Origin of the sequence: Gardnerella sp. DNF00983, from assembly GCF_049244265.1 — a bacterium.
GTDB lineage: Bacteria > Actinomycetota > Actinomycetes > Actinomycetales > Bifidobacteriaceae > Bifidobacterium > Bifidobacterium vaginale_J.
The window spans coordinates 1064577-1082464 of the sequence record NZ_CP058392.1 but is presented as its reverse complement, the minus strand read 5'-3'; the positions used below and the strand labels follow the sequence as shown (position 1 = coordinate 1082464).

The following is a 17888-nucleotide window of genomic DNA, read 5'->3' as shown; positions in this document are numbered from 1 at the left end:
ATCATGCTAGCGATAGCAACTCCAGCATGATGAATTTTGCGCGCGAACGCTGGGATTTGCACTGTCATACTGTTTATTCAGACGGCACTGCAACTCCAGAAGATTTAATTACGCAAGCTAAAATCGTTGGTTTGCAAGGTGTTGCTATTACTGATCACGACACAACTGCAGGATGGCATGATTTTCAAGAGGCTGCTAAGGCTTCGAATATGCCAGTATTATTTGGTTCGGAGATTACTGCGCAAGACTCAAGCGTGTTTGTGCACATGCTCGCATACCAGTACAATCCGCAAAATAGCATGATTGTGAGCATGTTTGAGCTTACTAGGAAGCGTCGTTTTGATCGCACAAAGCGTATGGTTGAACGTATGTCGCGCGATTTTCCAATTACTTGGGATGATGTTTTAGCTCAAGCTAAGCTTGGTGACTTAACTACAATTGGGCGGCCGCATATCGCTGATGCTTTAGTAAAAGCTGGCGTGTATAAAACGCGTTCTGAAGCCTTTGCTGGGCCTATCTCTCCGTGCAGCCCGTACTATATACCAACTCCTTCTCCGAATGTTCGTGAAGTTATTGAGGCTGTTAAAGATGCTGGAGGAGTTGTTGTTATTGCGCATCCTGCTGATCCTACGCGTAACCGCGTGCTTCTTTCGGACGATCAAATTATATCGTTTGCTAAAGCTGGTCTTGACGGTTTAGAAGTGTATCATCGCGGAAATTCTAAAGCGCAACGTGAAAGACTGCTTTCTTTAGCGAGTAAGTGCGATTTGCTTGTGACGGGCGGCTCGGATTGGCATGGCTATGGTAAGCCAAATCGCTTGGGCGAAGAAACAACAAGCCGCGAAGTAGTATCGGAAATACTCTTGCGCGGCTATAAGCTCTAAAATGTTGCTGTAAAGTTTCTGCCGTTTTTTAGCGCGTAGCCGGCTTTTTCTTTACGCTCGTGTAAAGTTTCTGCCGTTTTTCGCGGAATTCCGTTATTTTAGTTGAGCGCGCCGAAGCCTACTGAATGCTTTGGCGTATCGCCGATTAGCGCGTATGACAGCGACGAAGCTGAGACCATAATAGTGCGCCCATTTACGTCCGTAAACTCAAGCATATCCTTGGAATCGTTAATCACTTTGCGCACTTCTTCTGCACTTTGGTTGGTTTCAAAATCGATGGAATCAGAAACGTTTTTTACTCCTAAAACAACTCGCATACATGCTCCTTTTGCTTTATTTTTTATGCTATTTATCGTTTTAATTAGTACTTAGTATCTACTTCAGCGTTTACTTCAGTATTTACTTCATTTAATATTTAGCATTTTCGTGTATTTATTTTAGTCTAAGTCTGCTTGTGCGTCGCGCATCGCTCGTTCTTCACGCTCTAGTAGAGGGATGATTACGGTTTCTGGTTTATCGTCATCTTCTCGCGTATTTTTTTGTGCATCTTCAGAAAGTTTTGAGTCCGAAGAAGTATTTGAGTCCGAAGAAGTCTCGTTTGCGCTATCAACCTTACTGTCGCTTTCAGCTATAGCTTCATCCTTACTCTCAGCAACCTCAGCGCCACCAGCGTTACTAACGTTTTCAGGCTCATCATTAGCATCGCTATCAGCAGATTTACTCATTGCAGTTTGCACAATAGTTTCTGCGGTTTCGTGTGCTGTTTGAGTTTCTACATGAGTAATTACTTGAGTTGCTGTGTCGTCAGCGAGTTGTGCTGCTTTTTCAGCCTCCTCAGCGTTAGCTGCGTGTGTGCCAGCATACTGAACTTTGCGCTCATGAGTATCGTCGCTTATAGTTTTGTTGCTATCGTAAGTTTCGTCTTGAGCGTTATTTAATTCAGTATTTCCTTCTGAAGTAATGTCTCGCTCATTAGTTTCGTCGCTATTTCCAGCGTTTAGTTGATTTTCAGCAGAATTATTCTTAGAAATTTGGCGACTTTGCGTATTGTCATTTTCAAGAAGCGTTCCGACTGTAATAGTCGAGGCAGGATTTCCTGCAGCACGGCCAGTTTTAGCAGCTTGTGCATTGCTAATACGACTAAGCTCGTGCGCTAAACGCTCAACTTGAGCCTTAAAACGCATAATACTGGTGTTATCTGCACGTTGCAAAGCTTGAACAAAATCGCCAACTTGTTCCATTTGCAGCCACAAGTTTGCGCGAAGCATAATCAAACTATCTAAACGAGAACCCATAATTCTACCGTATGCAGAAAGCACTGCGTTTCGGCGCTGCTCGTTAAGTTTTGCAAAAATCCAAGCCAAATCGCGTGCAGGATCGTTAATTTGCATTCTTTGCCAATTTGTTACAGCAGTAATCGTTGAGCCGGCAAACAAAATGTCGCCATCCATAAAACCGCCGTGTACTGGGCAAGTTTCAAATGACCACAATCCTTCAGTTTCCAACACTCTCGACCAACTGTCAGTAATTTCGGTTGGAATATGGCCGGCTTGACGAAGTCTTTTAATCCAACCGGTTAACTGTGCTCGAATCTGACCAGTAGTAAAAGCAGGGTATTTTCCGCGCGTCACGAAAGTAGGGCGCAAGCGATGAATAGCGCCGATTGCAGTTCCAACATTTGCGCAATCGTCGGTAGTGAGAAGACGCAAGTCGCGAGCGCTACCTTCAAGATGCTCGCAAACAAGAACAGTGTCTTCATCGTTGTCGTTGGCAATAATGCTTGACATTCGTGTAGATTGCTGTTGCGTAGGTTGCTGCTGTGCGTATTGCTGTTGTGCATATTGCTGAGTGCCAGCAACTGTAGAATTTCCAGCGTTTACATTATTTGCAACATTTCCAGCGTTATTATTGGCATCTTCGCGTTTTCCTGGCATAAACGTGAGCATAGTGTCGTAGGCAAATCCCAAAGCTGCCAAATCTTTACTGTGCTCAAGAGTCCATGCTGCACGAGCTCGGTCACGCAAACGCTTGCGACCTTTACTATCTGCACTGATAAAAACGTCGTAAAGTTTACCGGAAATATCTTGCACAACGGCGTGAGAAATTCCAGCCGCGGTATCAGTGGCATTAACTTGCTCACTTTGGCGTGTTCCTGCAAACTGTACTTCGGGCATGGCTGCAGATGCCAGTGCTGCCAACTTGAATCTACTGAGTTGTGTCACACTCCCACAGTAATACAAAGCACCGAAATTTTGCCAATTTTTTGTAAGTTATACACATATTTTTATTCTTGTTGCGTAAGCGTTGTTATTGCTGCAACAATAGAATTATGAATTCTTCACCAGAAACTTCGCAAGTGACTTCGCAAGTGACTTCTCCAGAAGTACTTTTAGACGGGTTGGATGATTCGCAACGCGAAGCTGCTACCGCGCTAGAAGGGCCTGTGCGCATTATAGCTTGTGCAGGAGCTGGTAAAACGCGCACTATTACGCGCAGAATTGCGTATGCTTGCGCTAGTGGTAAGTGGGATCCTGAAAGAGTTTTGGCAGTTACTTTTTCTGTAAAAGCAGCTGCGGAAATGAGATCGCGTATTGAGGCTCTTGGTGTAAGTAATGTTGGATGCGTCTCAACATTTCATTCTGCGGCTTTGCAACAAATTCGCAGCGTGTGGAACGACGTCTGTTCCGCACAATTTCCATCAATTATGAATGATTCTCAGCAAATCATAGCTTCTGCGCTTAAGCGTTATCCGGATTTTGCAGACATGACTTTGTTGCAAACTCGCGATATTTTGGCAGAAATTAATTGGGCGAAAGTTTCGCTTATTGCGCCTGACGATTACTTGCGTGTGTGCGCTTCTACGCACCGTTTGCCTCCTGCAGGTTTAGAGCCTCAGCAATTTGTCGATATATATGAAGCTTACGAAACCGAAAAAAATGCGCATAATTGCATAGATTTTAACGATATTCTTCTACTTTGCTGCCATATTTTACGAAATTTTCCGGAAGCTGCAAACCGTATTAAGCAATCAATCGGATGGATCACAGTTGATGAATATCAGGATGTGTCTCCTTTACAGCACGAATTATTGCGATTATGGATGGGGCAAAACCGCGATATTTGCGTAGTGGGCGATCCTGCGCAAACAATCTACTCGTTTGCAGGTGCGAATAGTTACTATTTGCTTTCATTTCCGCAAGAATTTGCTCCTCTTGGTGCAGATATTAGTTTGAATACTGACTACCGCTCCACAGAACGCATCGTAGGTCTTGCTAATAGAGTGCTTGCGGCTTCTGTGCATAAAAAGGATTACGTAAAAGTTAAGGCGGTAACAAAAGGTGGCGTTCGCGTTAGTCAGCAAGTTTTTGCAACCGATGTTGAAGAAGCTTTGGGCGTGGTTGAGCAAATTGCAAAACTTGTAAAAAGCGGCGTTGCGCATCTTGGGGAGTGCGCAATACTAACGAGAACCAATGCTCAACAGCAAGTAGTTTGTAAAGCGTTAAAAGCAGCAAAACTTCCGTATCGCGTGAGAAAAGACGTGGGGTGGCAGCGAAATGTTTTAGAGGATGCGCAAAGCTATGGTGCTCAAGGTATTTCTGACGTTTTTGCATCTTCTAATATTTCAACTGTTACTGTTTCAACTATTCATGCTGTTAAAGGTTTAGAGTTTGCGCATGTCTACGTAATTGGCTGTTCTGAAGGGCTTATTCCTTTTGGCTCTGCGGCTGATGACAGTGCTTTGGAAGAAGAGCGCAGACTTATGTACGTTGCAATAACTCGCGCAGAAAAGACTTTGCATCTTTCTTACGCTTCTAGAAAAGACAGTGGAACTGGCATGAATCGCGTGCCTAGCCGCTTTCTTGCTTAATCTCGCGGCATAAATTTTATGCTCGTGTAAAGTTTCTGCCGTTTTTTGGCGCGTAGCCGACCGTTTCTTTACGCGGCTGCACAGTTTCTGCCGTTTTTTGGCGCGTAGCCGACTTTTTCTTTACGCGGCTGCACAGTTTCTGTCGTTTTTTGGCGTGGAAGCGGCATAAATTTTACACGACTGCACAGTTTCTGCCGTTTTGCGCGTTGAGGTCGATTATTTAGCTGGATTGTTGTTGGATCAGGAGTTTTACAGGAGTTTTATTCGCCGTCAGCACCAGTTTCTTCGGAATTACCGGTTTCGTTACCGGTTTCGTTACCAGTTTCGTTGCCAGTTTCGTCGGAATTACCGGTTTCGTTATCGGTTTCGCTGTTTTGCTTCTTTTGGCGCGCATCCTCTTCCAAAAGCTTGCTAAGTTCAGCATCCCAATCATTTGTGCCTAAATCGTCTTCTGTTAATTTTTCAAAAGATTTTTCGATAGGCTTATTTTCGATAGCGTTATCAGTATTTTTATTATTTTCGTAACTGTCTGCACTTTCGTGACTTTCGCTAGTTTCGCTAGTTTCGCTAGTTTTTTCAGTTGCTTCACTAGTTTCGCTAGTTTTTTCAGTTACTTCGCTAGTTTGGTTAGACTGAGCTTCTGTTGCATTTTTTGCAGCAGTTTTTGCTGCATCCTCCGCATCGATTTCTTTAGTAACTTCGTCACCTGCGTTACCAGCGTTACCAGTATCGTTACCAGCGCCGTCACTTTCGTTACCAGCGCCGTTACCAGCATTACCAGCACCAGCATTCTTCGTAACTTCGCTAGCTTCCGGCAAAGTTGGCAACAAATCTGGATGACTCCACAAGCTATCTCGCTCTTCAATACCGCGCTCGCGAGTCAACTTTTCCCACAATTGCGATGCTTCACGCATACGGCGAGGTCGCAAATGCAAACCAAGTAACGATTCAAACGTCACTTCTGCAGGTCCTCCTGCAGCTCGCTCGCGACGCATCATCTCTCGCAATTGCTCAATGTGCACAATATGAGCCATTCCAGACTGCCATGTAACGCAATCAACCCAACCTTCAACAAGAGCAAGTAAAGTTTCCAAACTATGCAAAGCTTGACGCTGCTCTTCAGAATCATTGCTGCCGATATTTTGCAAATTAACAGCTCCCGAAATTGCTTCCGGATTCATTGTTTCCACGTCGCGAAGCTGTTCTTCCATAGCTTCTAAATCAATGCTTATTCCGTTTGCGTACTTAATAATCAGCGCTTCAAATCGTGGCATAAGCCATGGCACGGATGCAAATAATCTTGCGTGTGCAGCTTCTCGCAAAGCCAAATAATTCATGACCTCTGTAATATCCAACTCCCACACTTTTGCATACTCAATGCAGTTGTATGGAATTAATCCGCCTGCAGGATTTTGCAAAAGCGCAAGACCTTGATCAAAACTGCCGTGCACTTCGTGCGAAAGTGCTCCAGCTGCTTGACCCAGTTGCATAGCAAACGAAGTGTTTCCAAGCAGTTTCATGAGTTGCGCTGGATTATTCATTCCTTCAGGCAGCGGAATCGGCACAACTCCTGCAAATAATCCTTTTACTTCAGCATCATCCACATCACGGAATCGCTCTTCAATAACAGAAGTGAGTGCTTCGTTTACTGATTTTGCAACAGGATTAGCGAATTTAACCCAAGCTTCAAGCGTTTTTTCTACCCAATCAGCTCTAGACAATACTTCTGGCGTTCCAGGAGCAGGATTGAAATTGCACGTTATATCTAGCCACAAGTTCGCTTGGCTTAAAGCTCTTCGTGTGGCATCTGCTACGTCTGCATTTACATTTCCTTGATCGCCATTAGCGTGCTGTAAAGCAATAGATTGCGCTAACTTGCGATTAATTGGCCCTTCTTCAAGTGTTGCTTCCATTTCGTACGGATTATTAAGACCGCCTGCGCTGAAAGCTTGCATCATTCCGCGAACTTCGTCTGGTTTAGGAAGCTTATCTGGATTCTGATTTAAGAGTTGTTCGCGTAGCTCAAAAGGAAGCTGATCAAGCTGTTTCCATGCTTCTTCTCCTTGTATTGGCCCAAAGCATTCAATGAGCCATTGGTGAATTGCATCGTCATTCATGAGCGTATCCTTCTCGTGCCACGTGTTGCATAATTTACAGTTTTTATTTTTATACGTTTCGTATCTGCATGTATTTATACGTATTTTATAAGTATTTATACGTATTTTACACGTCTTTATATGCGAGTTTAGCGCATCTTCTTAATAAAAATATTTTTTTAATACAAATATTCTACTCGATAATATGGTTTTATGCGCTACAACTTGCACGCAAATATATTTTAAAGCAAAACTATATAGGGCTTGTGTCATGATACAAGCATGTTTCGCTTTTCTACAGGTACTAATGTATTCCGTGCGTGTTTTAGATTCTTGCGATCGCTGCTTCACGCTTTAGTTTCGTACATTACTTCGCATTCTTTGCGATATTTTGCAGGATTCTTTACAGTAATTGTTGCGATTTTTGCGTTGTCACTTCCAAGCGCATACGTTGTAGAAGAGCCTGGTCCAACGCAGGATGTTTTAGGATCCCTATCAAATACTCCTGTGATTGATATGTCTGGTTCTCGAGTAAAAGAGAATAATGATACTGGTAAGTTATTGTTGATTACTGTAAATGTTTCTGGTGTTCCTGGATATGAGGTTTCAACATTTTATTCATTGATTTCATGGATGGATCCTCATAAAAGTTTGTTGCCTCGTGAAGCTATTGTGCCAGTAGGGCAGAGCGCTGAAGAGTATGAGAAGGAATCCACTAACGAGATGGATGATTCGCAAAGCCTTGCTCAAAATGTTGCGTTGCAGTATGCGTCTAAGCATCTTGGAATTAAAAAAGAAGATGTAAAAGTTCGTTTACATATTGAAGATATTGGTGGGCCGTCTGCCGGAATGATGTACACTCTAGGAATTCTTGACAAGCTTACTCCTGAACAAGAAACTGGTGGTAAGACGATAGCTGGAACTGGAACTATTGAAAAATCGCAAAAAATTGGTGCAATTGGTGGTATTCGTTTAAAGATGATTGCAGCTAAAAGAGATGGAGCTACTTGGTTCTTAGCGCCTTACGATAATTGCAATGAAGTTGTTGGGCATGTGCCACAAGGTTTGCGCGTTGTAAGTGTAAAAACATTGGATGATGCTTACAAAGCATTAAAATCTATTGGTTCTGGTCGCGGGGCAGATAAACTGCCAAGCTGCAATGTGAAATAAAATTACACACCAAATAAAAAGAAACCAAATAAAACTACAAACCAAATAAAATAGAAAATAAACAAAAGCAGAAAGTGGGCGATGAGGGACTCGAACCCCCGACATCCACCGTGTAAAGGTGGCGCTCTAGCCAGCTGAGCTAATCGCCCGTTCGCAACAAATTAAAAACATACATGATGGTGTGTACGAATGCAACGTGTGGCGCGCGTCGTAACAATCGCGTACAGTATACTGAATAAGAACATGTGCTCAGGAGGTCGATATTCGATGGCTCAGAAACCTGATACCACTCGTAATGCTTCAGCGATGGAGCGTGTGGGTAAGCGTAAGTTAGGATATAACGTTGCGCAGGTGAATGCTTTTCTAGAGCGCGCTCACACTTTGTACGAAAGTGATGAAGCTCGACTCACTCAGAAAGATATTCAAGAGGTTTCTTTTGACTTGGAGCGTAATGGTTACGTTATTGGTCAAGTTGATGCTGCGTTGTCGCGTTTGGAACGTGCGGTAGTAGATAAGTGCACTGAGCAAGAATTGGCGCAATGTGGACGAGTTGCATGGAAAGCTCGCGTAGAAGCGCTTTATCGTAAACTTTTGCAACATGCTCAAAGAGATTATCGCGATCGTTTTGATAGTGGTTCTTCGCGTCGCCCGTCTTATGCGCGTAAACAAGTGGATATTATGGTCGATCAAGCGTTAGATAAGATTGCTCTTATGCTTGGTCATGAGCTTGAGTGGGAAACCGACAAAGAAACATTGCAAGATATTGATTCTGCTTATGTTTCTAATGTGATTTTTACGCAAAAGAACGGTAAGCACGGTTATGATGAGCGCCAAGTTGACTACTATTTAAACGCTTGTGTGCGTTTGCTTAGCAGCTTGGAATCTTTTGAGCGTGTAGAACAGTATGTTGATGCGGATAATAGTAGTTCTTCATACTCTCGAGAAGAATCTGAATCTTATTCTGCTCCTGCTTCTGTTCCTCCTTCCATTCCACCTTCTGTTATTCCTGTAACTAAAGCTGAAGAGCCTGCTAAATCTTCAGAATCTACGGAATCTTATAACCATTATGAAGAGCCTGTTCCATCATTTGCTCCTTCAATAAAGCCTGCATCTGATTTCAGTGCTGCTTCTGCTGCAGCTGCTGCATCTGCTGATTCTTCAGCTTCTTCAATATTCAAACCTGTTGAGGATGCTGTGGAAGATGAAGACACTGCGGATAGATTGCCTAAGATTGCACCTCGCTCAATACCTAGCGTGCCAAATCATGATAAACAAAGCATTTTTGCTCCTGTAGATTATGCTAATCAAGATTCTAATGATTCGTTTGAAGCGTTAAATAAGTCTGAGCGTGCGATATTTACACCTCATGCTGCTGCAAGTAAGCCTTCTAATGTTCTTAACGATACTGATAGCAATGACGAGCTTTTGCAAAGCGCTACAGTAATGCGAAACTCTTCTGAAGCTTCTGTGCTACCTCCTTCTTTCACTCCTGCAGCTCGTAATCGCAATAATTCGCCTGCACCGGCTCCTGCTCCGGCTGAGTCAATTCCATCATTTGCTCCTCAAGATCCTGCACAGCACTCGTCGCAGCATTCCTCGCTTAATATTCCGGAGTTGCATGTTTCTAATTTGCAGCCGAGTAAGCCATTGAGTTTAGATATTCCAGATTTGTCATTCCCAATTATTGGTCATATTGATGAATCTACTAATTTCGGTAGCTCTTCTCAAAGTGACGACGATTCGGAAAATAACGATCGTAATTAATCTAACTATTAAACTAACTATTAAAAAAGATATAGTTTGATTTATGCCATTGTATCGCGATGAAGCTGTTGTGCTTCGTACTTTTCCTTTAGGTGAAGCGGATAGGATTATTGTGCTTCTTACTAAGCGGCATGGCAAAGTTCGTGCTGTTGCGAAGGGAGTTCGTAGGCTTAAATCACGTTTTGGCGGTCGTCTTGAGCCGCTTATGCGTGTCGATTTGCTTCTTGCGCAAGGTAAATCTTTGGATGTAATCTCGCAGGCTGTTTCTATTGCTGCTTATGCTGGCGAAATTTGTGCAGATTATACGTCCTATGAGTATGCAAACGTCATGCTTGAAGTTGTGGATTTGCTTGTTTCTAACGAATATACAGATGAATACAGGCGTGAATATCAAGATACGCTAGGGCAGTATCGTCTACTTACTGCGGCTTTACTTTCATTGTCTAAGCATAAGCATTCTCCTAATGCTATTGGCATGTCGTATATATTGCGAGCATTGTCATTAGCTGGGTGGTCTCCGCGGCTACAGGCTTGTGTTGTATGTGGCAAAAATGAAGATTTATGCTATTTTTCGCCTTGCGCAGGTGGGATGATGTGTGCAAGCGATCACACTCCGGATTCAATAGTTTGTGCTAATTCGACTCGTTTGCAATTGTGTGCGCTTGCACAAGGAAACTGGTCTGTTCTTGACGGAGTGTCGGTTGATTCTTCTACTATGCGATGCGTTCAGCAATGGGCTGAATATTATCTTGAGCGACCTATTCGTTCGATGGGGTTGTTACATTCGTAAGTATGGCTTTTGAAAACGTGGATTATACGTCGCTTAATATTCCAGCGGCTCCTTTTAGTGACCCTTCTCGCATACCAGATTTTCCTAAGGGCAAAGTGCCTCGTCATGTCGGTGTGATTATGGACGGAAACGGACGCTGGGCAAAAGAGCGCGGAATGATTCGAACCGAAGGTCACAAAGCTGCAGAACCGGTAGTTTTTGACGTTATTGCAGGAGCTATAGAAGCAGGAGTTCGCTACTTAAGCTTATACACTTTTTCTACCGAAAATTGGAAGCGCTCTCCGCAAGAAGTGCGCTTTTTAATGGGATTTTCTAGGGAAATTATCCATAGGCGAGTTGCGCAAATGAACGAGTGGGGAGTGCGCGTTCGTTGGTCAGGAAGGCGCCCTCGTTTGTGGAAGTCTGTTATTGACGAGTTGGAAAAAGCGCAAGAAATCACCAAAAATAATAAAACTATTGACGTTGTTTTTTGCATAAATTACGGCGGTCGTGCAGAAATTGCGGATGCTTGCGCGCAAATTGCGAAAGAAATTCGAGACGGCAAAATTAAGGGCGATCGCGTAAGTGAAAAAATGATTGCTGAGCACTTGTATAATCCGGATATTCCAGATTGCGATTTGGTGATTCGCACTTCCGGCGAGCAGCGCACCAGCAACTTTTTACCGTGGCAAGCATCCTACGCGGAACTTGATTTTGTGCCGGAACTATTCCCGGATTACGGCCGCGAAGCGCTGTGGAGATCGATTGACCGTTATGCGCATCGTGACCGCAGATTTGGTGGCGTAAAAAACGCCTAGTATCTCACTAAGATTTGTTACTTTTCGCTAGTGAGCCAAGCGCAAGCTGCCACAACTGCAGCTTCTAATCCGCGATTAAGAGTGGGCTGCAAATCTGGGGCGAATGCCGGATTGTGATTTCCAGGAGCATTCTGCATATCCGCAAAACCACCTAAGCCCCAGTAAGCGTAAGGAGTTTTAAAAGCGTTCGCGACTATAGAAAAATCTTCCGAAGCAGAAGCGCGCGAAATATCTACAGAATCTTCTCCAAAGTATTCATCAAAAGCTTTACGCACGCGCAAAGATGCATTCTGATCATTATTTGTAAGCGGATAGCAATCATAATACGTAAACTCTGGTTCTTTAGGACATCTTGCAAGCTTGCACTCTCCACGCACAATTCGTTCAATAGCATTGTGCACAAATTTTTGAGTATCTTCGCTATAAGTTCTTGTGTTAATTAAAAGCTCGGCATCATCAGGAATAATATTCGACTTACTTCCTGCATTAAGCGCGCCAACTGTAACAATTGCGTAATCTTTAGCTGCAAGTTCGCGAGAAACAATCGTCTGCAATTTAAGCACAATTGATGAAGCAACAACCACAGGGTCAACGCTCAACTCAGGCATAGAACCATGTGAACCTTTACCAAAAATGTGCACGCGAATCGAAGCTGCAGTAGTTAAGAACGCGCCCGAACGGATACCGACTGTTCCTGCAGGAATAGCACCCAACACATGCTGACCAAGGTAAACGTCGGGCTTTGCAATCATACTCGTAATGCCATTTTCCACCAAGTCTTTTGCGCCTTGAGCTGTTTCTTCTCCAGGCTGAAAAACGCCAATGTACGTTCCTTTCCAAGCATTTTTATGCTCATTAAAAGCCTTCAAGGCACCAAGTAGGCTGGAAATATGAAAATCGTGACCGCAAGCGTGTGAAACTCCAACCGTTTTGCCATTTTCGTCTTGCGTGCTAACTGTTGAAGTGTAATCTTTTCCTGAATTTTCTTTAATTGGAAGCGCATCGATATCCGCTCTCATAGCAACAACAGGACCTTCGCTGTTTTTAATCTCTGCCACAACGCCTGTTTTTCCAACTCGCTTTGTTTCAATCCCAGCTTTGCTAAGAATATCAATAATTGTTTGAGCTGTATGATCTTCTTTCATTGACAGTTCAGGATGTTGATGAAAGTATTTGTATTGTTTTTCTCGTTCTCTTTGGGTTTCATCTAAATCGGATAATATTTTCTGAACTGCCGTAAGTTGCAGCATAAATTCCTGCTTTCTTTTGTTTTATTATAACTTTTTTGAGTTTTGAGATTATTTGATTTTAACTTTATTCTTCTTTATTTCGTTCGTATTCTTCTTTATTTCGTTCGTCGAGAATTTTGTCTACAAGATCGACTTTTGCGTCAAGTTGATTGCTAAAACCAGGGCGAATATCTAATTTTAGGATTACCCCAGTGCGGTATCCTTTGCTGACCAGTGCCATCGTAGCATCTTTCACAACGCGCATAACGTCATCAAATTCGCCCTCAATATTCGTGAACATTGCGTTAGTTTCGTTTTTTAATCCAGAATCGCGAATTACTTGTACGGCATCTGCCACGTACTCGCTCAGCTCTTCTCCGACTCCGCTTGGAAAGATGCAGAGCGCCGCAACCGTGTTAGTTTTGTGAGCGTTTGCGTGGTCGTTTGTATTCTCGTTATTATTTTCACTCATAGTAACAATTCCTTTAAAATCTTAATCATACGCAAATTTAGCAAAATGTAACGCAAAACAATGCGTCACCAAACTTATAATTTATATTACCTCTTGATTGTTCCGTTATTCAGTCATGTGGATATTCGTGTGGTAGAGATTTGAGATTTTTCGCACTTATTGGATGCTTGCACGTTTATGAAGTTTTGCAGTTGTGCTCTGCAGACGTTGAGTATTTATTCATAGCGAACACTAGCGTCATTGCTGCTGCAGACGCCACGCCAAACACTCTTTCCTACCACACCAAAAACGACTGTGAGTGAATTAACGAGTGAGGGGTGGGTGTTGCTTGGTCGAGCAATATAAAAGCGGAACGATAGTAATAATCTCGTTGACGAATACTATTTCTGCAGAAAAAGTAAGTAAAAAACTAAACTTAACTACGCAACCGCTAAGTCAAAATAAGGTATAAGAGCGGAGCGCTGCGAGACAAGCAACCCCACCACTCACAACCACTTCAAAAATCCGCCAGCCAAACACCAGCCCCGAAACTCGCGCCACAGCAAACGAACTGCAATATTTATGTTTTCTACAAGCGTCACAGGGTTTTTCTATAATAGCAACGTTTTCACCCGAATTTTCTAGTTTTACGAAAAGGTGTATTGTGGCTGTTTCAAAGCTTGATGAAGTCGTGTCCTTGGCTAAGCGTCGAGGATTTGTGTTCCCAGCCGGCGAAATTTACGGTGGCACGCGCTCCGCGTGGGATTACGGCCCGCTTGGCGTTGCGTTAAAAGATAATATCAAGCGCGAATGGTGGCGCTACATGGTTACCACGCGTGGAGATGTTGTTGGTGTGGATACTTCCGTTATTCTGCCTTCACAGGTGTGGGTTGCTTCCGGTCACGTTTCTGTGTTTAACGATCCTTTGATTGAGTGCTTGAATTGCCATAAGCGTCATCGTGCAGATAAGTTGGAAGAGTCTTATGCTGAAAAGCATGGCGACAAAATGCCAGAAAATGGCTTAAAAGACATTGCTTGCCCAGATTGTGGTACTCGCGGAAACTGGACTGAGCCACGTGACTTCAACATGATGCTTCGCACGCATTTGGGACCGGTTGAAGACGAAAATAGCTTGCATTATTTGCGTCCAGAAACAGCTCAGGGCATTTTCGTTGATTTTAAGAACGTCATGACTTCTACTCGTCAAAAACCACCTTTCGGTATTGCAAATATTGGTAAGTCTTTCCGTAACGAAATTACGCCTGGAAACTTCATCTTCCGCACTCGCGAGTTTGAGCAGATGGAAATGGAGTTCTTCGTAGAGCCTGGAACCGACGAAGCTTGGCACCAGTATTGGATTGACACTCGCGTGCGTTGGTATGTGGATTTGGGCGTTAAGCCAGAAAACTTGCGCATGTATGAGCATCCTAAGGAGAAGCTCAGCCACTATTCCAAGCGCACTGTCGATATTGAATACAAATTCGGCTTCCAAGGTTCGGATTGGGGAGAGCTCGAGGGTATTGCAAACCGTACTGACTACGATTTGTCTGCTCACGCTAAGCATTCCGGCGAGGATTTGAGCTACTTCAACCAGGCTACTGGCGAAAAGTATGTGCCTTACGTTATTGAGCCTGCGGCTGGTCTTACGCGCTCGCTTATGGCATTCTTGGTTGATGCTTACGACGTTGACGAAGCTCCAAACACTAAGGGCGGAGTTGACAAGCGCACTGTTCTTCGACTTGATCCTCGTTTGGCTCCTGTTAAAGCTGCAGTTTTGCCTTTGAGCAAGAAGCCAGAATTGCAAGCTGTTGCTCAAGATTTGGCTGCAGATTTGCGTCAGCATGATTGGGTTATCGATTACGACGAAGCCGGTGCTATTGGTCGTCGCTACCGTCGCGAGGATGAAATTGGTACTCCTTTGTGCGTAACAGTCGACTTCGATACTTTGGAAGATCATGCTGTTACAATTCGCGAGCGCGACACAATGCAACAAGAGCGTGTTTCCTTGGACAAGGTTGCAGATTACGTTGCTAGCCGCATTAACGAAAAGCGCGTTAAGTATCCGCAAGGTCCTGTTGAAATCGTTGGTACTCGTGCAGCTGACGGTGCTACGGATATTGCTAAAGAAGCAGGCAAAGACGAGTCTGAGCCTGTTAAAATCGCGACTGCTGGCGGATTGTACTAATACGCATTTAAGTAGCGCTTAAGCATTAATAAACAAAATTATTATTGAAGTGAACGGAGTTAAAGCAATATGAATTTTTCTATAAAACCAGTGGATTTAGGGAAAGTTCATATTGCAACTCCTGTTGTTCTGTCTCCAATGGCAGGAATCACTAACTGGCCATTTCGCGTAATCTGCCGCGAATTTGGTCCGGACGGGCTTTATGTAGCAGAAATGATTACAGCGCGAGCTCTAGTTGCACGAAATCCAAAAGCTCTTAGACTTTGCCGTTTTGCTCCTAGTGAAAAAGTGCGCTCTTTGCAACTTTATGGTGTAAATCCTTCTATTGTAGAGCAAGCAGCTCGAATTGTTGTCGACGAAAACATGGCTGACCACGTTGACTTAAACTTCGGCTGCCCAGTTCCAAAAGTGACGCGACGCGGCGGCGGTTCTGCTCTTCCTTGGAAAACTGATTTGTTGCAAGAAATTTTGCATCGCGTTGTTTCTATTTGTGAGCCAGCAGGAATCCCTGTTACAGCTAAATTCCGCGTTGGAATTGACGAGAATCATGAAACCTTTATTCAAGCTGGTCATATTGCGCAAGAAGAAGGATGCGCTGCTGTAACTTTGCATGCTCGCACAACTGCAGAATATTACGGCGGTCGTGCAGACTGGACGCGTATTGGCGAGCTTGTAGAGGCACTAGATATTCCAGTTTTTGGCAATGGTGATATTTGGGGTGCGGAAGATGCGCTCGCAATGTTTAAGGAAACTGGTTGCGCTGGCGTTGCTATCGGTCGAGGATGCCAGGGTCGCCCGTGGTTGTTTGCTGATATTCGCAATGCTTGCGAAGGTAGCGAGAATCGTGTGAATCCTACTTTGGCAGAAGTTGGTTCTGTTATTTTGCGTCACTTGAATCTTTTAGTTGAGTTTTATGATGGTGACGAGCGTATGGCTGTTCACGACCTGCGTAAGCATATTGCTTGGTATTTAAAGGGCTTTCCTGTTGGCGGTGGCACTCGTAAAGCGTTTATGGAGTGCGAGTCGATTGAGGATGTTCAACGTAATCTCGATATGCTTGACGGTTCTCTTCGTTTGCCAGAAAAAGTGTTAGACACGCCGCGTGGGCGAGTTAGATTTGCTAAAAAAGTTCATTTGCCGTATGGATGGTTAGATTCTCGTACAACTAGTCACGAAGAGCGAGAGGCGTTATTTGGTGACGATCCAATGGATGCAAGTTACTAGTGTTTTCTAGGGCTTTCGTCATTTTTTCGCACTGATTATTTCGAGAATATTCTATTAAAATCACCTTGTGCTCATATTTGCATATAGCACGGTGTATTATCAAAGCAGTGACATTTTTTCAGTTTATTGTGAAAACGTCGTCAGTATCGAGCGTTTTGCGCTAAAATATTGTGTAAACGTGCGTGAGTGACAGGAGATAACGGTGAGCGAGATTGCCCAGACTGACAATTTCAACGACAAAACCATCATCAAGGTAGTCGGCGTCGGTGGTGCCGGCGGTAACGCCGTCAATCGGATGATCAGCGAGGGCCTACAGAATGTAGAGTTTGTGGCCATTAATACTGACGCTAAAGATTTACTGCGTTCTGATGCTGATGTAAAGATTTCATTATCTGATGCTTCGAGCCGAGGCTTGGGTGCTGGTGCTGACCCTGAAAAGGGTGCTAAGGCTGCGCAGGATCATCAATCAGACATTGAAGAGGCACTCAAGGGTGCTGACATGGTGTTTGTTACCTGCGGCGAAGGCGGCGGCACGGGTACTGGTGCAAGCCCTATTGTGGCTCGTGCAGCTCATCAGCAAGGTGCTTTGACTATTGCTGTTGTGACACGTCCATTCGGTTTTGAAGGACCGCAACGTGCTGCATCTGCAAAACTTGGTATCGAGAATCTTCGCAAAGAAGTTGACGCGTTGATTGTTATTCCAAACGATCGTCTTTTGGAAATTTCTGATCGTACTATTGGAATTATTGAAGCATTTAAGACTGCAGATACTGCATTGCTCGCAGGTGTGCAAGGCATTACTGATTTAATTACCATGAATTCTTACATTCATGTTGATTTCTCTGATGTTACAGCTGTTCTTCGCGGAGCAGGTACCGCATTGTTCGGTATTGGTGCTGCAAAGGGCGAGGATCGTGCAACTCAGGCAGCTGAAATTGCTATTAGCTCCCCATTGCTGGAAGAAAGCATTGAGGGTGCTCATGGTGCTTTGATTAATATCGCAGGTCCAAGTGATTTGAAGCTTCAGGAAGCTTCTGCTGCAACTGAACTTGTTCGTAAAGCTATTCATCCAGAAGCTCAAATTATTTGGGGTCTTTCTTTGGATGATTCTTACGGCGATGAGGTTCGAGTTACGGTTATTGCTGCTGGATTTGATTCCCATCCTAAGGCGGAGGAGTCCTCAGCTAAAGCTGGTCAGTTTGTTGATATGCAAGCAGATGTTAAGCCTGTAGCTCCTGCACAGTCTACGTCATCTTTCAAAGAGGAAGCTCAAGCTGCTCCACAAGTAGAACAACCTGCTTCCATGCCTTCTATGTTTGAGCCTGCAATGAATCAGCAATATTCTCCTTCTGCAGCTCCTGTACAGCAGCCTGCTGAACCTGACGAACTAGATATTCCTGATTTTCTGCGTTAAGCGTAACGAGAGGAGG

The 17888-nt window shown here is 44.0% G+C and carries 14 protein-coding genes and 1 tRNA gene; 9 read left to right on the top strand and 6 right to left on the bottom strand.

The window, feature by feature from the left end:
• Positions 1-26 precede the first annotated feature (26 nt).
• Positions 27-884: a PHP domain-containing protein gene (locus tag HXT34_RS04085; RefSeq protein WP_421785454.1), complete on the top strand. Its 858-nt coding sequence runs from the start codon at positions 27-29 to the stop codon at positions 882-884.
• Between the two features lie 98 nt (positions 885-982).
• On the opposite strand, the gene HXT34_RS04080 is transcribed toward HXT34_RS04085, so the two are convergent.
• A complete protein-coding gene (locus HXT34_RS04080) occupies positions 983-1201 on the bottom strand; it encodes a DUF3107 domain-containing protein (RefSeq protein WP_004105154.1) in 219 nt (72 codons plus the stop codon).
• 120 nt (positions 1202-1321) lie between these two features.
• Positions 1322-3058, bottom strand: a complete 1737-nt coding sequence (locus HXT34_RS04075; RefSeq protein ID WP_421785452.1) for a phosphotransferase — start codon at positions 3056-3058, stop codon at positions 1322-1324.
• A 155-nt stretch (positions 3059-3213) separates the two neighbouring features.
• Between HXT34_RS04075 and HXT34_RS04070 the strand changes: the two genes are divergently transcribed.
• Positions 3214-4752 carry an ATP-dependent helicase gene (locus HXT34_RS04070; RefSeq protein ID WP_421784490.1) on the top strand — a complete coding sequence of 513 codons (1539 nt, stop codon included), beginning with the start codon at positions 3214-3216 and terminating at the stop codon, positions 4750-4752.
• A 260-nt stretch (positions 4753-5012) separates the two neighbouring features.
• Here the strand turns inward: HXT34_RS04070 and HXT34_RS04065 are convergent, their stop codons facing one another.
• Positions 5013-6869 carry a zinc-dependent metalloprotease gene (locus HXT34_RS04065; RefSeq protein ID WP_421784488.1) on the bottom strand — a complete coding sequence of 619 codons (1857 nt, stop codon included), beginning with the start codon at positions 6867-6869 and terminating at the stop codon, positions 5013-5015.
• 261 nt (positions 6870-7130) lie between these two features.
• Here HXT34_RS04065 and HXT34_RS04060 point away from each other — a divergent pair, with 261 nt between their 5' ends.
• A complete protein-coding gene (locus tag HXT34_RS04060) occupies positions 7131-8018 on the top strand; it encodes a PDZ domain-containing protein (protein WP_421784486.1) in 888 nt (295 codons plus the stop codon).
• 75 nt (positions 8019-8093) lie between these two features.
• Here HXT34_RS04060 and HXT34_RS04055 read toward each other — a convergent pair.
• Positions 8094-8167 (bottom strand) — tRNA-Val (locus HXT34_RS04055).
• Positions 8168-8285: 118 nt separating this feature from the next.
• Here HXT34_RS04055 and HXT34_RS04050 point away from each other — a divergent pair.
• The 3 genes from HXT34_RS04050 to HXT34_RS04040 are packed head-to-tail and all read left to right on the top strand — an operon-like array spanning position 8286 to position 11369.
• Positions 8286-9782 carry a DivIVA domain-containing protein gene (locus HXT34_RS04050; protein ID WP_421784484.1) on the top strand — a complete coding sequence of 499 codons (1497 nt, stop codon included), beginning with the start codon at positions 8286-8288 and terminating at the stop codon, positions 9780-9782.
• Between the two features lie 43 nt (positions 9783-9825).
• Entirely contained in the window at positions 9826-10572 is a 747-nt protein-coding gene (recO, locus tag HXT34_RS04045) for a DNA repair protein RecO (protein ID WP_421784482.1), read from the top strand.
• 2 nt (positions 10573-10574) lie between these two features.
• Positions 10575-11369, top strand: coding sequence for an isoprenyl transferase (locus tag HXT34_RS04040; protein WP_421784480.1), 795 nt, complete (start codon positions 10575-10577; stop codon positions 11367-11369).
• Positions 11370-11386: 17 nt separating this feature from the next.
• Here the strand turns inward: HXT34_RS04040 and HXT34_RS04035 are convergent, their stop codons facing one another.
• Positions 11387-12619: a M20 family metallopeptidase gene (locus HXT34_RS04035; protein ID WP_421784478.1), complete on the bottom strand. Its 1233-nt coding sequence runs from the start codon at positions 12617-12619 to the stop codon at positions 11387-11389.
• A gap of 64 nt (positions 12620-12683) precedes the next feature.
• Positions 12684-13070 carry an MTH1187 family thiamine-binding protein gene (locus HXT34_RS04030; protein ID WP_421784476.1) on the bottom strand — a complete coding sequence of 129 codons (387 nt, stop codon included), beginning with the start codon at positions 13068-13070 and terminating at the stop codon, positions 12684-12686.
• A 643-nt stretch (positions 13071-13713) separates the two neighbouring features.
• On the opposite strand from HXT34_RS04030, the gene HXT34_RS04025 reads away from it, so the two are divergent.
• The 3 genes from HXT34_RS04025 to ftsZ all read left to right on the top strand — a co-directional run bounded on the left by HXT34_RS04025 (position 13714) and on the right by ftsZ (position 17872).
• On the top strand, positions 13714-15234 hold the full coding sequence (locus tag HXT34_RS04025; protein WP_415683410.1) for a glycine--tRNA ligase: 1521 nt from the start codon (positions 13714-13716) through the stop codon (positions 15232-15234).
• A 69-nt stretch (positions 15235-15303) separates the two neighbouring features.
• Positions 15304-16458 (top strand): tRNA dihydrouridine synthase DusB, encoded by a 1155-nt coding sequence (gene dusB, locus HXT34_RS04020; protein WP_421784474.1) that lies wholly within the window; start codon positions 15304-15306, stop codon positions 16456-16458.
• A 202-nt stretch (positions 16459-16660) separates the two neighbouring features.
• On the top strand, positions 16661-17872 hold the full coding sequence (gene ftsZ / locus HXT34_RS04015; RefSeq protein WP_116431860.1) for a cell division protein FtsZ: 1212 nt from the start codon (positions 16661-16663) through the stop codon (positions 17870-17872).
• The last annotated feature ends 16 nt before the right edge of the window (positions 17873-17888 follow it).

Excerpts from the sequence above, each read along its gene's own strand:
- HXT34_RS04085 (WP_421785454.1), top strand. The coding sequence starts at position 27 with ATGATGAATTTTGCGCGCGAACGCTGGGATTTGCACTGTCATACTGTT.
- HXT34_RS04080 (WP_004105154.1), bottom strand. The coding sequence starts at position 1,201 with ATGCGAGTTGTTTTAGGAGTAAAAAACGTTTCTGATTCCATCGATTTT.
- recO (WP_421784482.1), top strand. The coding sequence starts at position 9,826 with ATGCCATTGTATCGCGATGAAGCTGTTGTGCTTCGTACTTTTCCTTTA.
- HXT34_RS04070 (WP_421784490.1), top strand. The coding sequence starts at position 3,214 with ATGAATTCTTCACCAGAAACTTCGCAAGTGACTTCGCAAGTGACTTCT.
- HXT34_RS04075 (WP_421785452.1), bottom strand. The coding sequence starts at position 3,058 with ATGCCCGAAGTACAGTTTGCAGGAACACGCCAAAGTGAGCAAGTTAAT.
- HXT34_RS04060 (WP_421784486.1), top strand. The coding sequence starts at position 7,131 with ATGTTTCGCTTTTCTACAGGTACTAATGTATTCCGTGCGTGTTTTAGA.
- HXT34_RS04040 (WP_421784480.1), top strand. The coding sequence starts at position 10,575 with ATGGCTTTTGAAAACGTGGATTATACGTCGCTTAATATTCCAGCGGCT.
- HXT34_RS04065 (WP_421784488.1), bottom strand. The coding sequence starts at position 6,869 with ATGAATGACGATGCAATTCACCAATGGCTCATTGAATGCTTTGGGCCA.
- dusB (WP_421784474.1), top strand. The coding sequence starts at position 15,304 with ATGAATTTTTCTATAAAACCAGTGGATTTAGGGAAAGTTCATATTGCA.
- HXT34_RS04035 (WP_421784478.1), bottom strand. The coding sequence starts at position 12,619 with ATGCTGCAACTTACGGCAGTTCAGAAAATATTATCCGATTTAGATGAA.
- HXT34_RS04030 (WP_421784476.1), bottom strand. The coding sequence starts at position 13,070 with ATGAGTGAAAATAATAACGAGAATACAAACGACCACGCAAACGCTCAC.
- HXT34_RS04050 (WP_421784484.1), top strand. The coding sequence starts at position 8,286 with ATGGCTCAGAAACCTGATACCACTCGTAATGCTTCAGCGATGGAGCGT.